Annotated in this window: 14 protein-coding genes; 9 read left to right on the top strand and 5 right to left on the bottom strand. The window is 59.8% G+C overall.

What is annotated here, in order from left to right; all coding sequences use genetic code 11:
- Both VNZ65_RS07385 and VNZ65_RS07390 read left to right on the top strand, forming a co-directional pair.
- Window positions 1-1,530: collagen-like triple helix repeat-containing protein (locus VNZ65_RS07385; protein ID WP_325667554.1), on the top strand; the 1,530-nt coding region annotated here is incomplete at its 5' end.
- A gap of 294 nt (window positions 1,531-1,824) precedes the next feature.
- Window positions 1,825-2,019 (top strand): hypothetical protein, encoded by a 195-nt coding sequence (locus VNZ65_RS07390; RefSeq protein ID WP_038489630.1) that lies wholly within the window; start codon window positions 1,825-1,827, stop codon window positions 2,017-2,019.
- Between the two features lie 12 nt (window positions 2,020-2,031).
- Here VNZ65_RS07390 and VNZ65_RS07395 read toward each other — a convergent pair whose 3' ends face one another.
- From VNZ65_RS07395 to VNZ65_RS07415, 5 genes are all read right to left on the bottom strand, one after another.
- Window positions 2,032-3,600 carry a diguanylate cyclase gene (locus tag VNZ65_RS07395; protein WP_325667558.1) on the bottom strand — a complete coding sequence of 523 codons (1,569 nt, stop codon included), beginning with the start codon at window positions 3,598-3,600 and terminating at the stop codon, window positions 2,032-2,034.
- A gap of 18 nt (window positions 3,601-3,618) precedes the next feature.
- The gene (locus tag VNZ65_RS07400) at window positions 3,619-4,641 is read right to left on the bottom strand and encodes a GlxA family transcriptional regulator (RefSeq protein WP_325667560.1); all 1,023 of its coding nucleotides are present in this window, start codon (window positions 4,639-4,641) and stop codon (window positions 3,619-3,621) included.
- Between the two features lie 314 nt (window positions 4,642-4,955).
- Window positions 4,956-5,249: a transposase gene (locus VNZ65_RS07405; RefSeq protein ID WP_038489625.1), complete on the bottom strand. Its 294-nt coding sequence runs from the start codon at window positions 5,247-5,249 to the stop codon at window positions 4,956-4,958.
- A 21-nt stretch (window positions 5,250-5,270) separates the two neighbouring features.
- Window positions 5,271-6,155 (bottom strand): hypothetical protein, encoded by an 885-nt coding sequence (locus tag VNZ65_RS07410; protein WP_325667563.1) that lies wholly within the window; start codon window positions 6,153-6,155, stop codon window positions 5,271-5,273.
- Window positions 6,156-6,252: 97 nt separating this feature from the next.
- Window positions 6,253-6,654 carry a hypothetical protein gene (locus VNZ65_RS07415; protein WP_325667565.1) on the bottom strand — a complete coding sequence of 134 codons (402 nt, stop codon included), beginning with the start codon at window positions 6,652-6,654 and terminating at the stop codon, window positions 6,253-6,255.
- Between the two features lie 687 nt (window positions 6,655-7,341).
- Between VNZ65_RS07415 and VNZ65_RS07420 the strand changes: the two genes are divergently transcribed.
- The 7 genes from VNZ65_RS07420 to VNZ65_RS07450 form a co-directional block, all read left to right on the top strand.
- Complete coding sequence (locus VNZ65_RS07420; RefSeq protein WP_325667567.1) at window positions 7,342-8,226, top strand: DMT family transporter; 885 nt, start codon at window positions 7,342-7,344, stop codon at window positions 8,224-8,226.
- A 181-nt stretch (window positions 8,227-8,407) separates the two neighbouring features.
- The gene (leuC, locus tag VNZ65_RS07425) at window positions 8,408-9,808 is read left to right on the top strand and encodes a 3-isopropylmalate dehydratase large subunit (RefSeq protein WP_325667569.1); all 1,401 of its coding nucleotides are present in this window, start codon (window positions 8,408-8,410) and stop codon (window positions 9,806-9,808) included.
- Between the two features lie 16 nt (window positions 9,809-9,824).
- The gene (locus VNZ65_RS07430) at window positions 9,825-9,950 is read left to right on the top strand and encodes an entericidin A/B family lipoprotein (RefSeq protein WP_325667571.1); all 126 of its coding nucleotides are present in this window, start codon (window positions 9,825-9,827) and stop codon (window positions 9,948-9,950) included.
- 56 nt (window positions 9,951-10,006) lie between these two features.
- A complete protein-coding gene (leuD, locus tag VNZ65_RS07435; protein WP_325667573.1) occupies window positions 10,007-10,654 on the top strand; it encodes a 3-isopropylmalate dehydratase small subunit in 648 nt (215 codons plus the stop codon).
- A gap of 128 nt (window positions 10,655-10,782) precedes the next feature.
- The gene (leuB, locus tag VNZ65_RS07440; protein ID WP_325667575.1) at window positions 10,783-11,853 is read left to right on the top strand and encodes a 3-isopropylmalate dehydrogenase; all 1,071 of its coding nucleotides are present in this window, start codon (window positions 10,783-10,785) and stop codon (window positions 11,851-11,853) included.
- 66 nt (window positions 11,854-11,919) lie between these two features.
- On the top strand, window positions 11,920-13,053 hold the full coding sequence (gene asd, locus VNZ65_RS07445; protein ID WP_325667579.1) for an aspartate-semialdehyde dehydrogenase: 1,134 nt from the start codon (window positions 11,920-11,922) through the stop codon (window positions 13,051-13,053).
- A gap of 252 nt (window positions 13,054-13,305) precedes the next feature.
- On the top strand, window positions 13,306-15,014 hold a 1,709-nt coding region (locus VNZ65_RS07450), incomplete at its 3' end, for a FimV/HubP family polar landmark protein (RefSeq protein ID WP_325667577.1).

A 15,014-nucleotide genomic window follows, 5' to 3' on the forward strand; every position in this document is an offset into this window, starting at 1 on the left:
GGTGGCGGTGGTGGCGGCACAGGTGGCGGTGGTGGCGGCACAGGTGGCGGTGGTGGTGGCAGCCCAGGCGCGTCAGCCAATTTCCTCTCCAATGTCGGCACTACAGTGTCCGGCACGGGTGCAGCGGTGGATGCGATAGGCAATACGGTCATCAACAACGTGCCGCTGCTTTCGACTCAATCCAAGGGCGGCTTGACAACCGTGGTCGATAACGGCAGCGGCATTGTCAGCACGCTGGGCGCCGGCGTCACCAATGGCTTGGGCCAGCTCGGCAGCAATCCTAATGCAGTTGGCACTACCGTCGGCAGCGTTGGCGGCGTCGTTACCCAAACCGGCAATGTTGTGCAAGGCGTCGGCCAGGTGGTTAGCGGACTGGGAACCGGGCCATTGGCGCCGCTGGCTGCCGTGACTACACCGGTGGGCAATCTGGTAACCCAGGTGGGAACGGCTGTTTCCGGACTCGGAGCGCCGGTGACGACCTTGCTGACTACCGGACCGGTACAGCAGATCACGCAAACCGTCGGCCAGGCCATCGTGCCATTGACCAGCACCGTGACGACCTTGACCCAGACAGTCGGCAACGCGACCGGCCTGAACCAGCCTGTGAATGGCTTGCTGGTGGCGCTGGGCGGAACCGTCAATGGTATCGGTAAAACTCTGACCGGTGCGAATGTCCCTGGCGTGAGCAGCCTGGGCGGGGTAGTCAGCGATCTTGGCGGCACCGTGGCGGGCCTCGGTACGAATGCATTGGTCGGCACCGGCCAGCCTTTGCTGGGCAACAAGACTGGCGGTTTGCTGCAACCTTTGAATAACGTATTGACAGGGGTGATCGGGGGGCTGGGAAGCGCCGGCGCCGGCGGCAATCCATTGGCGCCAATCACCGGCTTGTTGGGCGGCTTGACCGGCGCGGCTGGCGGCGTTGGCGGTGCAGGCGGCATCCTGGCTCCGGTTACCGGCCTGGTGGGCGGCTTGACCGGTGCTGCCGGTGGTGCTGGCGGCGCAGGCAACATCCTGGCTCCGGTTACCGGCTTGTTGAGCGGTCTGACTGGCGCAGCGGGCGGCGCTGGTGGTGCGGGTAACATTCTGGCTCCGGTGACTGGCCTGGTCGGCGGCTTGAGCGGTGCGGCTGGCGGCGCTGGCGGTGCCGGCAACATCCTGGCTCCGGTGACCGGCCTGTTGAGCGGCGTGACTGGGGCAGCTGGTGGCGCAGGGGGCGCAGGGGGGGCGGGCGGTGCTGGCAACATCCTGGCTCCAGTAACTGGCCTGGTGGGCAGCGTGACTGGTGCAGCCGGCGGTGCAGGCGGTACTGGCAACATCCTGGCTCCAGTAACCGGCCTGGTAGCCGGCGTGACTGGTGCTGCGGGTGGCGCGGCCGGCGGTGCAAGTGGTGCTGGCATACTGGCTCCGGTGGTGAATCTGGTGGCAGGCTTGACCGGCGGCAAAGGAACAAGCGGCGGCGCTGGCAATACCGATGCACTGGCTCCGGTGACCGGCCTGCTGAACGGCTTGCTGGGAGGCGGCAAGAAGTAATCTGGCCGTGCTGGTCCAAGGAAGCGCTGGCCTCTGGCCAGGTTTCCTTGCCCTGGCGCCTGATTGGAAACAGTGACGAGATGCTGCGACGCTCCCGTCATTGAAAGTAGGCCGAAAATCTGTCGCAACCTGTGACTCCAGCTTGAACCTTGCTTCCATGGCCAGCGTTTCCGGCAGCGCGCAAAGAACCGGCGCTACATGCCGAACCCGGCTGAATCCGGCGCGACAGTATCGGCGAACACAGCCAGTCAAGCAAACGCTGACATCCAGTATTTAATTCTTCGAGGTGGGATCATGAGAGCCGAACAAATAGTCGATTTGATCGCATGCGCCAGCCCACAGGCGCAGGTGCCGGGAAATGATCTGCTGATCGGGATGCTGGCGCGCGAGATCGCGGCATTGTCCTACAAGCTCACGGAGCAAGAACTGTATCGGCTGATCGCAGTAGGGTCGCTAGTCTACGAAAGAGGGCGCCGCGGCCGCATATGAAGCCGTTGCGCTTCAGCGCAAGTCCTCGCTGGAGCGCACGCAGTTGCGCCCCGCAGCCTTGGCCGCATACATGGCCTTGTCTGCCGCCTGTATCAATTCAAACGGAATGTTGTCATCCCTGAGTGGAACGAAAGCTTCCACGCCGGCGCTGATCGTGACCATGCCGACCGGTCCGAAGGCATGCTCTATCTGCAGGTTGTAAATCGCCTGACGGATCTTTTCTGCAACGGCAATCGCGCCTGCCAGATTGGTGTCGGGCAGCAGGACTGCCAGTTCTTCGCCGCCGTAACGCGCGGCCAGGTCGCCCGGCCGGTTCATGCTGGACTTCACGACTTCACTGATCTGCCGCAGGCATTCGTCGCCGGCCAGGTGTCCGTAGATATCATTGTATTGCTTGAAGTAGTCGACATCGATCATTACCAGCGCCAGCGAGTTCGCATTGCGTGTGGCGCGGCTGAATTCGTCACGCAAGGTGCTATCGAAATGACGGCGGTTGGCGAGCCCGGTCAGGCTGTCTTGCAAGGCCAGCTGTTCCAGGTGCTGGTTCAAGGTGCGCAAGGATTCCTGGACTTGCAGCAAGCCCGCTTCCGCCGCCAGGCGCAGCTGGATCTGGTGGATCAGGCGCCAGCCGAGTAGCCCCAGGGCCAGCGTCAGCAGCAGGGCGCCCAGCACATGCAGATAGGTGTCGGCGCGCCAGTCGGCCAGTACTTCCTCCTTGGAGCGGGCGACCGTGATGAACAGCGGATACTGCACCAGGTGGCGGTAGGCGATCAGCCGTTCGACGCCGTCCTGGCCGGAGCGCATGACGGCGGTGCCGACTGCATTCTTGGAAGCGTAGTCGCGGTAGATCGGATAGTTGGCCAGGTTCTTGCCGATCACATTGTCCAGCATGGGGCTTCTGACCAGCATGGTGCCGTCGTTCAGGCTGAGGAAGATCGAGCCGGCGCGGCCGATATCGAAGCTGTCGTAGAAACTCTTGAAATAGCCGATGTTGATGGTGGCCAGCGCGAGCCCTGCAAAACTGCCGTCGGCGTGATTGTAGCGGCGTGAGACGGTGACGATCCATGCGCCCGTGGAGCGGCTGCGCACCGGCGGTCCGATATAGGCGCCGCGCTCGAGATGGTCGCGATGATAGCGGAAATACTGGCGATCAGAATTGTTGGCGACCGGGATTGGACCGCTGCGGGCGTTGACCAGCCAGAGCCCGCTTTCATCGTAGATAGAGAGGTCGTTCAGTTGCGGCAGCTCGGCAATGTGCTGCATCAGCAGCTTGTGCAGGCGCTCCAGCGAAGCGCCGCTGTTGCCGTCCAGCTCAAGGCGTTCAACCACGCCGATCAGCACCGTGTCTGCCTGCTTGATGGTGTCGTCCGCGTGTTCCGACAGCGCGCGCGCCAGGTTGCTGGTGGCAACTTCGGTTTCCTGCAGTTCCACGATGCGTGCATTCCAGCTGCGCCACGCTTCCACAGTCAGCAGCGATACGCATACCAGTACCACGAACAGTGTCGCCAGAAAGGTGATCGGCAGGGGTTTGAGATTGAAGCGCACTTGGCGGGCCGCTATCGCGATGGTTGTCGTGTTCATCGGTGCTCCGCGGTGCTTTCAGCTTGGCCGTATGCCTTTGCGGTACTCCGTCGGAGAGGTCCACATATGCTTGCGGAACAGCTTGGCGACATGCTCGCCGCTGAACAGGCCGCAGCGCCTGGCTATCTTGTCCACCGGCAGGTCGGTCTCGGTCAATTGCTGGCGTACCGCTTCGAGCCTCAGGTTGAGCAGGAAATCATGCGGCGTCTGTCCGGTTTCGCGCTTGAACTGGCGCACGAAATTACGCTCGCTCATGGAAACGAAGTTGGCGGCATCGACCACGCTGATCGATTCCGCCAGATGTTCCACAAACCATAGCGAGGCGCGCTGGATCTTGCTGGTCTTGACCGGCAGGCTGGCCGGCGATGCCTGGTTGGCGGGCGGCGTATCGCGGCGGCGCTGGCAGACCACCAGGCTTTGCGCCACCCGCCGCGCAACCGCCGGGCCGAGGTCGTTTTCCAGCAGGCGCAGCGCCAGGTCGGTCGCCATGCCGACATCGCAGGAGGTGAAGATGCCGTCGTCCTCGCTGATCTGCGCTTCGCGCTCGATTTTAATCAGCGGGAATTCGCGCGCCAGTTTATCCAGCAAGGCCCAATGGGTGGTGGCGCGGCGGTTGTTGAGGAAACCGGCGGCGCCGATCACGAACACGCCGGTGCAGATCGCGGCAATGCGGCGCACATTGCCGCGCATGTGCTGCAGCCAGGCGATCAGGACCGGATCCCGGTAAGCGTCGAAGTTGCCGGTGCCGCTGGCAATCAGCAGGGTGTCGAATTGATGCTTGTCGAAAGATGCCAGCGCAGACGTCATGATCTGCACCGAAGCGGACGACATGATCATGCCGCCTGAAATGGAAAGGACCGACACGGCATAGCGTGTTGTGCCGGGAAACACTGTAGAGATCAGTTTGTCGCCGACGCCGAAAACATCTGCGGCGCCGACCACGTCAGCCAGTACCACGCCTTCAAAAACGATGATTCCTATATGCCTGGTTGAGCTGCCGTTGTCTATCACCTCAAGTGTCTTTGCGCACTCGATATCCATGAGACTCTCCCTGCCGCCAATCTACCGTTGTGCATTGCCGGAACGCAATTTTTTATTGGTAAATTACTATTCCCCATTCTGCTACAAAACTGGACATTGTCCAGAGAATGATTGTTAAATTTAGTTAGTTATGTGGTGCGTAAACACAAGTTTTTCTACAGCTAAAAAAAATCAGTACCAATTTTTTCCGTGCACCAATGTTAATTTCTCGCGGGTATTTATTTGACATTCGAAGTTGTTTCTCCACGTCCATGCAAAAAATATTACGGTTTATATCGTTTTTGCCGCGCAAGCATTTTTTGGTCTGATTACGCTCAATTGGATGAGCTGTAGTGCTCGTGCTTGCTTCTCTTGTCTTCCAGCGCATCCTGCAAGCGCGAGTTTTCCAGCGTCAGTTCGGCCACAATCTGTTTCAGCTTGGCATTCTCTTCCTGCAAGCATTTCAAGTCCTGCGGATAATCAGGCATGCCCCCGTATTGCCGCTTCCAGTTGAGGAAGGTGCGCTCGGTGATCCCGGCCTGCTTGATCACATCGGCCAACGGCATGCCCAGCTCTTCCTGCTTCAGGGCCGCAGCGATCTGGTCGCTGGAGAATGGCGAACGCTTCATGGCATTGCCTCGCATTCTGTTTTAGCGATCTTTTAATGCAGACAATTCCGGCATCTTGTCCAGGCCAAGGCGAGCCCGGATCAATGGATCCTTATATTGATCGCCGATGTTCATCAGGTTTTGGCTGACGGCATTGTTTTCTGCAGAAGGTGCAGCCGGGGATGCGGGTGCTGCAGCTCTTTCCATTCCAGGGCAGGAGCGTCCGGTCGATTCAACCGCTTTGCGGTTGGCTTCGCTTTGGCATAGCAGTGCAAGGGCAACGTCGTTCAAGCCCATCGCACGGAATTCCCGGGAATCCAGCCGTCGTACGCAAGCCTGGTCGACCATGGTGGTGCCGCCTGTGGCGCCGAAACCTGTGAATGACAAGCCGAACGATGCTGAACCCATGCAAGTGTCGGACAAAGTGGTGGTCAGGGAAGGAGCGACGATATTTGGTACGGTCTTGACGGTATAAGTGCCGCCGTAGTCAACCGTGGTCAGTGTGTTGTTGGGGCTGCTGCCGGGTTCGCCGGCTGCTGCGGTGGTGCCGCCTGCGCCGCTGGTGGTTCCTGTTGGCGTGCTAGGCAGCGATACCGATACACTCACGGTTGAATTGCCGCCGGCCGAATTTGAATGCGAATTGCCGCCGGTGCCGCCGGCCGCGGTGGAGTTGCCGCCGGTCGATGAAGAGCGCGATGCGCCGCCGCCGATTGCCGATGCATTGGATCCGCTGGTCGAGCCGCTGCTGGAATTGCTGTTGGTGCCGATGGTGTTGACGCTTGAGCCGGCGCCTTGCGAAGTCGATGTAGAAGTCGAGCCGGAATTGGAGCCCGAGTCCGAGGTGGAGCCGGATATGATATCCGCCAGCGCCAGATTCGTCGCTGAGAGAGCGATCAAGAGCGCCGTTGCTTTAAGTGCGCATTTCATTTTTTTCTCCTAGCGGGGCTACTCGGAAATTGCTTTCCTTTCGCCCCTTACGAACGGTTGGCCTGGAGCTACGATGGGGTAGCCGTTAATGCCTGATTTAGAAATGGAAGATGAAAGCGCCACTGGCTGTATTGGCGCCTGCTGCTGCGCCAGTATTCGAACCGGAAGTGCCGCCTGCAGCCGAACCGCCATGGCCGAAGCCGCCAGCTGCGCTGGTGTTGGTCGATGTGGTGCTGGTTTGGGAGCCGGTGAGAACGCCGTTAGGGCCAAAGGTAGCGCCTGAGGTTGCCATGCCGCTGCTGCTGTTGGTAGTGGTGGCAGCGTGAACGCCGTTGCCCACGCTGACTGCGCCGGAACCGCCCCCGGAGCTGGAACCCGATGAGGAAGAAGCACCAGCATTGCCGGCAGTGCCAGCACCGACGATGGTGACTGCACCGGCCATTGCTGCGTAACCACAAAGCACGGAAGCCAGAACTGCGATAGTTGTCTTGCGTAACATTTTGATTCTCCTTAAGGTAGGGGCGTCATTCACCGTGTTGTCTCGTCTATATACGCCCCGATTAATAGACAAGAATTGCTCAACTCAAATATCCATGCGCTGTCGGCGGCGAGCAGTGCTGTCTGTTTTCGACAGGGCGGTGCGCGATCAAAAATGCCGCGCTTGGTTCCGTTAGCCGCGCCGTTTAGAGGGCTCGCTCGTTTGCGTTGATCTGATAATAGGATTGCAAGTTGAAGTGTTTACGACAAAACCTTGTCAGCTTCGGCCAGATAAGTTGGCCGATTTGGCTAGTGTTTTTCCGTGCTGCATCTTGTGAGCGCTAACAAAAAAAATGCAAAAAACTTATTTCATTCTTGGCGTTGAAATAGCGCTGCGGCGATTAATGACGTGCGGAAAAACTATCGATGTAATGTGATGTCCGTTTTTGACAAGGCATAAAACAACATGCGCGCATTCTTGATTGCTTGACTGAAATTGCGCACGACGTGCCGCCCGTGGATGCGACGTCCGTGAGATTTTTTCTGCGGAACGGGAGTGTGCAGCGAGATGTCGCGCGATTTATTTTGGAGTTCGGCATGGCGCCGGCAGCGTGATTTTTTTACGCCGGCGCGATTATCGGATATATTGCCGCATGCTAATTTTCAGCCCCGCTGCCAGCGGCGCTCAATCCAAATCGGAAAGCCAGCCATGAATATTGCGGAACTGTTTTCTCTCGCGGCCATCTGGGGTGCGTCGTTTCTATTCATGCGCATCGGTGCGCCGGAATTCGGTCCGGTGCCGTTGATCGCCTTGCGCGTCGGCATCGCGGCGCTGGTGCTGCTGCCGGTATTGCGCTCGGCTGTGGCGCGCGGCCATGTGCGCGGCAAGTTATGGCCATTGCTGGTGGTCGGCGTCACCAATTCGGCCTTGCCGTTTTCGCTGTTTGCTTACTCGACCTTGTACGTGAACGCCGGTTTCGATGCCGTCTTGAACGCCACCGTGCCGTTGTGGACCGGCTTGATCGCGTTCGTCTGGTTGAAAACCCCGATGAGCCGGCCGCAGGTGATCGGCATGCTGGTCGGCATGGTAGGCGTGATTGTCCTGGTGTGGGACAAGATCGGAGAAGGGCAGCCCGGGGTCTGGCTAGCGACCGGCGCGGTGCTGCTGGCCACGCTGTCCTACGGCTTTGCAATCAATTATTCGAAAACCCGCCTGGCCGGCGTGCCGCCGTTTGTGGTGGCGTGCGGCAGCCAGTTGGCGGCGACCCTGGTGCTGTTGCCGCTGGCATTGCTGTACTGGCCATCGGCGCCGGTGTCCAGCATTGCCTGGTATTCGGTGCTTGCGCTGGGCGTGCTGTGCACCGGTGTGGCGTATGTGATTTTCTACCGCCTGCTGGACCGCGTCGGCTCGGCCTATGCGGCTTCCGTGACCTTCCTGATTCCGATCTTCGGCGTGATCTGGGGCGCGATTTTCCTGAAAGAGCAAGTGACGCTCGGCATGGTCCTCGGCTGCCTGATCATCCTGCTGGGAACGGCGCTGGCGACAGGTAAGCTCGACCTGTCGGCGTATCTGCGCGGCAAAACAGCTAAATAAGAGTAAACGATATCCTGTGTTGGCCTTGCCGGCCCTTGCCGGCGCGAATACGTGAATATAAGCAACATACTGGTGCAGGAATGTCATTTTCACGAGGTTCTAGGGTATTAGTGGGCTGCTTCTATGGCATAATCAAGAGCTAAATTCACTGTTTTGCGCGGTCTCCAAACCGCCCTGGATCATGCTTAAAACGCTCTATGACAAACTCTGGGATGCCCATGTCGTCCATACCGAACAGGACGGCACGGCGATTTTGTATATCGACCGACATCTTTTACACGAGGTCACCAGTCCGCAGGCCTTCGAAGGGCTGAAGCTGGCCGGACGCAAGCCGTGGCGTTTGCCGGCCAACCTGATGGTGGCCGACCATAACGTGCCAACCACCGGCCGCGCCAACGGCATTGCCGATCCGATATCGCGCCTGCAGGTCGAAACGCTGGATGCCAACGCCAAGAGCTACGGCTTGACCTATTTCGGCATGAATGACCACCGCCAGGGCATCGTCCACGTGATCGGGCCGGAGCAGGGCGCGACCCTGCCGGGCATGACCGTGGTCTGCGGCGATTCGCATACCTCGACCCACGGCGCCTTCGGTTGCCTGGCGCACGGCATCGGTACTTCGGAAGTCGAGCACGTGCTGGCCACCCAGACCCTGCTGACCAAGAAGTCCAAATCGATGCTGGTGCAGGTCGACGGCGCGATTCCTAACGGCGTCACCGCCAAGGATATCGTGCTGGCCGTGATCGGCCGCATCGGCACCGCCGGCGGCACCGGTTACGCGATCGAATTCGCCGGCACGGCGATTCGCGCCTTGTCGATGGAAGGCCGCATGACGGTCTGCAACATGGCGATTGAAGCCGGCGCCCGCGCCGGCATGATTGCGGTCGACGACACCACGCTGAACTATGTCAAGGGCCGGCCGTTTTCGCCGGCCGGACCGCATTGGGAGCGCGCCGTGACCTACTGGCGCACCCTGCATTCCGATGCCGGCGCCAAATTTGACATGGTGGTGACCCTGAACGCCGCCGAGATCAAGCCGCAGGTCACCTGGGGCACTTCGCCTGAAATGGTGGTGGCGGTGGATGGCCGCATCCCCGATCCGGACAAGGAAAAAGACGCCACCAAGCGCGACGGCATGGAAAAAGCCCTGGCCTACATGGCGCTCAAGCCGAACACCGCGATTGAAGATATCCGCATCGACAAGGTATTCATCGGTTCCTGCACCAATTCGCGGATCGAAGATCTGCGCGCGGCGGCAGCGGTGGTGCGCGGCAAGTTCCGTGCTTCCAACGTCAAGCTGGCGATGGTGGTGCCGGGTTCCGGCCTGGTCAAGGAACAGGCCGAGCGCGAAGGCCTGGACAAGATTTTCAAGGATGCCGGTTTTGAATGGCGCGAACCGGGCTGCTCGATGTGCCTAGCGATGAATGCCGACCGGCTGGAGCCGGGCGAGCGCTGCGCCTCCACCTCGAACCGCAATTTCGAAGGCCGGCAAGGCGCCGGTGGCCGTACGCATCTGGTCAGTCCGGCGATGGCGGCGGCGGCAGGGATTGCCGGCCATTTCGTGGATATTCGCTCGCTATAAGATTGAAGGACGAACAATGATGAAGAAAATAGTCACCCTATGCGTGTTGCTGACCAGCGTTTATGCGCTGACGGCTTGCAATACCTTCCACGGCTTTGGTAAAGATGTAGAACACGTCGGCGAGAAGATTCAAGGCAAGTGATCACCCCGCGCAAGCGGAATGGCGTCAACAAAAGGCGCATCAAGATTGGATATGTGATGAATAAATTTACTGTACTGGATGGCTTGGTGGCGCCGCTGGATCGTGCCAATGTCGATACCGATGCCATTATCCCCAAGCAGTTCCTGAAGTCGATCCAGCGTACCGGTTTCGGTCCCAACCTGTTCGATGAATGGCGCTACCTGGATCATGGCGAGCCGGGCGTGGACAACTCGCGCCGTCCGCTGAATCCGGATTTCGTGCTCAACCAGCAGCGCTACCAGGGCGCATCCATTTTGCTGACGCGCAAGAACTTCGGCTGCGGCTCATCCCGCGAGCACGCGCCGTGGGCGCTGGACCAATACGGCTTCCGCGCTGTCATCGCGCCTAGTTTCGCCGATATTTTCTTCAATAACTGTTTCAAGAACGGCTTGCTGCCGATCGTGCTGCCTGAAGCGCAGATCGACCGCTTGTTTGACGAGGTCAAGGCTTTTCCCGGCTACCGGCTGGTGATCGACCTGGAAAAGCAGCTGGTCAGCACCGCCAACGGCAACTTGGCTTTCCCGTTTGAAGTCGGCGAGTTCCGCAAATATTGCCTGCTCAACGGGCTGGATGACATCGGCCTGACCTTGCGCCAGTCGGACAAGATCCGCGAATTTGAAGAGCGTCATTTGTTTGCTCAGCCATGGCTGAGCAACACCATTTGATTTATTGGGGACAGAGCTGCACGGGAAGTGTTTAAGAGCCGCCGCAGCGCGGCGAGTTACACTCTCCGTGCGACTCTGTCCTCAACTGAACAGACAGAATATTTTTGAATTATTCAATCCAGGAAAAAATGAAAATAGCAATCTTGCCAGGTGATGGCATCGGTACGGAAATCGTCGAGCAAGCGGTTAATGTGTTGAACGCGCTGGGCGAGAAATTTGAATTGGAAAGCGCGCCGGTCGGCGGCGCTGGCTATGCCGCGCATGGCCATCCGCTGCCGGAAGGTACCCTGAAGCTGGCAAAAGAAGCCGATGCCATTCTGTTTGGCGCCGTCGGCGACTGGCAATACGATACCCTGGAGCGTGCGCTGCGCCCGGAGCAGGCGATCCTCGGTCTGCGCAAGCATCTCGGCCTGTTCGCCAACCTGCGTCCGGCGATCCTGTATCCGGAACTGGCGAATGCGTCGACGCTGAAGCCGGAAGTCGTCTCCGGCCTGGATATCCTGATCATCCGCGAACTTACCGGCGACGTTTATTTCGGCCAGCCGCGCGGTGTGCGCACGGCGCCGGACGGCGCTTTCAAGGGCGAGCGTGAAGGTTTCGACACCATGCGCTACGCCGAACCGGAAATCCGCCGCATCGCCCACGTCGCCTTCCAGGCCGCGCAAAAGCGCGACAAGCGCCTGACCAGCGTCGACAAGGCCAATGTGCTGGAAACCTTCCAGTTCTGGAGAGACATCGTCACTGAAGTGCACAAGGAATATCCTGACGTTGCGCTGGATCACATGTATATCGACAACGCCGCGATGCAGCTGGTGCGCGCGCCGAAGAAATTCGATGTCATCGTCACCGGCAACATGTTCGGCGACATCCTGTCGGATCAGGCCGCCATGCTGACCGGCTCGATCGGCATGCTGCCGTCTGCATCGCTGGACGCCAACAACAAGGGCTTGTACGAGCCCTCGCACGGTTCGGCGCCGGATATCGCGGGCAAGAACATCGCCAATCCGCTGGCGACGATCCTGTCGGCGGCCATGATGCTGCGCTATTCGCTGAACAAGGCGGAGCAGGCCGACCGCATCGACAATGCGGTCAAGAAGGTGCTGGCGCAAGGCTTGCGCACCGCGGACATCTATGAAGCGGGCACCACCAAGGTCGGCACCAGCGAAATGGGCGCCGCAGTAGTCAAGGCGCTGGGTTAAAAGAATTTGGCAGGTGGGTCTGCCGTGGAGTGCGGGGCTTTCCCCCGATTTTGTTAGGGAATCATGATGAAACTGGTTGGTTTGGTCGGTTGGCGTGGCATGGTGGGTTCGGTCTTGTTGCAGCGTATGCAGGAAGAGGGCGATTTCGCCCATATCGAACCGGTATTTTTCTCAACTTCAAATGCCGGCGGTAAAGCCCCGGCGCTGGCGAAAAACGAAACAACGCTGAAAGACGCCAGCGATATTGAAGCTTTGAAAAAATGCGACATCATTATTACCTGCCAGGGCGGCGACTACACCAGCGAGATTTTCCCCAAGCTGCGTGCGGCCGGCTGGAACGGCTACTGGATCGATGCGGCATCGACCCTGCGCATGAAGGACGATGCGATCATCGTGCTGGATCCGGTCAACCTGAATGTGATCAAGGATAGCCTCAAGCGTGGCGTCAAGAACTACATCGGCGGCAATTGCACCGTTTCCTGCATGATGATGGGCCTGGGCGGCCTGTTCGAGCAGGACATGATCGAGTGGATGACGTCGATGACCTACCAGGCGGCTTCCGGCGGCGGCGCCCAGCACATGCGCGAGCTGCTGACCCAGTTCGGCTCCATCAACGCCGACGTCAAGGCGCTGCTGGACGATCCGAAATCGGCCATCCTGGAAATCGACCGCAAGGTGCTCGGCAAGCAGCATTCCATGTCGGCTGAAGAAACCAGGCAGTTCGGCGTGCCGCTGGGCGGCAACCTGATTCCCTGGATCGACAAGGACCTGGGCGCGGGCTTGTCGAAAGAAGAATGGAAAGCCGGTGCCGAAACCAACAAGATCCTCGGCCGCGGCGAAGGCTTCAGCAACGGCGGCAAGGTGATCCCGGTGGACGGCCTGTGCATCCGTATCGGCGCCATGCGCTGTCATTCCCAGGCATTGACCATCAAACTGAAGAAAGATGTGCCGCTGGACGAAATCAATGACATCATCGCCAGTAATAACCAGTGGGTGAAGGTGGTGCCTAATGACAAAGAGTCATCAATGCACGACCTGACGCCGGCGGCAGTGACCGGCAGCCTGACAATTCCTGTCGGTCGTCTGCGTAAATTGCAGATGGGTGGCGATTATTTGTCAGCATTTACCGTCGGCGACCAGCTGTTGTGGGGCGCGGCGGAACCGTTGCGCCGCATGCTGCGCATCGTGCTGGAAAACTGAGCCGCTGACTTGTCGCACTAGTTGTGATATTGTTGCCGACTTGCAATAAAGCCCGCTAAGGATTTTCTTAAAGGAAGCCTTGGCGGGTTTGATGCATCTAGCAGTATTGATTGGCATTTATTATTATTTGGCAGTGTTTATCGCATATTGATACGCATGCATGTCAATCTGCATATTGATTTTTAAAAAAACTGGGTACAGTATTTGCTTTCAGCAAGATTTGTCTCCTTATACGCCAACGGATAGTCCTTCATGCCACACAACATGCACCCGAATTCTTCGAATAAATTTATTTCCACCGGTTTAAAGACCCTCACTGCTGCCGTGGTTTCGACCCTGCTGATGGTGGCTAATGTCGAGGCTGCCGGGCTGGGTAAATTAACCGTGCTGTCCTCGCTGGGGCAACCGTTACGCGCAGAAATTGAGCTGACCTCGGTTAGCCAGGATGAGGTGGGCGGCCTGGTGGCCAAGCTGGCTAGTCCGGAAACCTATCAAAACGCCAACATCGATTTCAACCCGGCCTTGCTGTCCCTGCAGTTCGCTATCGATCAGCGTGGCGACCGCCGTTTTGTGCGCGTCACTTCCAGCCAGCCGATCAATGAGCCCTTCGTCGACATGCTGATGGAGCTGGGCGGCACCAAGTCGCACCTGGTGCGCGAGTACACCTTGCTGCTGGATCCAGCCGGCCAGCGCCAGGCGCAGCCGGCCCAGATGGCCGCCGCGCCAGCACGCAGTGCCGCTGCACCGGTCGCCCGCATGGCGCCAAGCCAGGCTGCGCCGTCGTCGCAGTCCGGCGGTGGCTCGACCATTTCCGATGCCACACGCGCCGCGGCAGCCAGAGCTGTCGCCGGTGGCGGCAATAGTCCTGCAGCTGGCAAGGCCGCTGGATCGGGCAGTTCGGCCAAGGCGGCCCAGGCAGCTCCGGCAGCGGAATCCTCGGGCGGCGATTATCACGTCAAGAAGGGTGACACGCTGGCGCGCATCGCCAGCGAAAACCTGCCTGCCGGCGTTTCGCTCGACCAGATGCTGGTGGCTCTGTACCGCAGCAATGAAGGCGCGTTTGTCGGCAAGAACATGAACCGTCTGCGTTCCGGCCAGATCTTGTCGATTCCTGATGCCGCCAGTGCTGGCAGCGTCAGCAAGTCGGAAGCGCGCAACGTGGTGGTGGCGCAGTCGAAAGACTTCAAGAGCTATCGCAATACGCTGGCCGGGCTGGTTGAGTCGGCCGCGCCGGCTGCCAGCGCTGAGCCGCGTCAAAGCAGCGGCGGCAAGATTACCGCCAAGGTGGAAGAGCAAGCCACGCCTGCCAGCGAATCCCGCGACAAGCTGAAGCTGTCGCGCGGCGCGGCTGCGGCTGGCGCTGCTGACGCCAAGGCGGCAGCCACGGCGGCAACGGAAGAGAAGATCGCCCGTGACAAAGCCGCGGCTGAAGCCCAGTCGCGCGTCAAGGAACTGGAAAAGAATGTCAGCGACCTGCAAAAGACGCTGGAACTGAAGAACAAGAACCTGGCGGACCTGCAGAATCAGGCCGCCAATGTCAAGCCTGCTGCACCAGCGGCAGCGCCTGCTCCTGCCGCGGCGCCAGCTCCGGCCCCAGCTGCCGTTGCAGCAGCGCCGGCGCCAGTGGTTGCGGCACCGGCTCCAGCGCCAGCCAAGGTCGAGGCGGCAGATGCCGCGCCGGCTGCCGGAGCGGCTATCGTCGTCGCCACCGGAGCAGCAGCTCCTGTGACTCCGGCCGCTGCCGACGCCAGCGCTACGCCACCGGCAGCGCCGGCGGCTGATGCGCCTAAGCCTGTGGTCAAGCCAAAGGTTGCACCTGTACCTGTCCCAGAGCCAGGCATGTTTGCCAGCCTGACCGACAATCCTTATCTGTTGCCGGTTGGCGGCGTGCTGGTCGCTTTGCTGGCAGGTCTCGGCCTGTTCCGCTATCGCCGCAACCGGGCGCGCCAGCAAGCGTTCCT

The organism is Collimonas sp. (assembly GCF_035566555.1).
Classification (GTDB): domain Bacteria; phylum Pseudomonadota; class Gammaproteobacteria; order Burkholderiales; family Burkholderiaceae_D; genus Collimonas.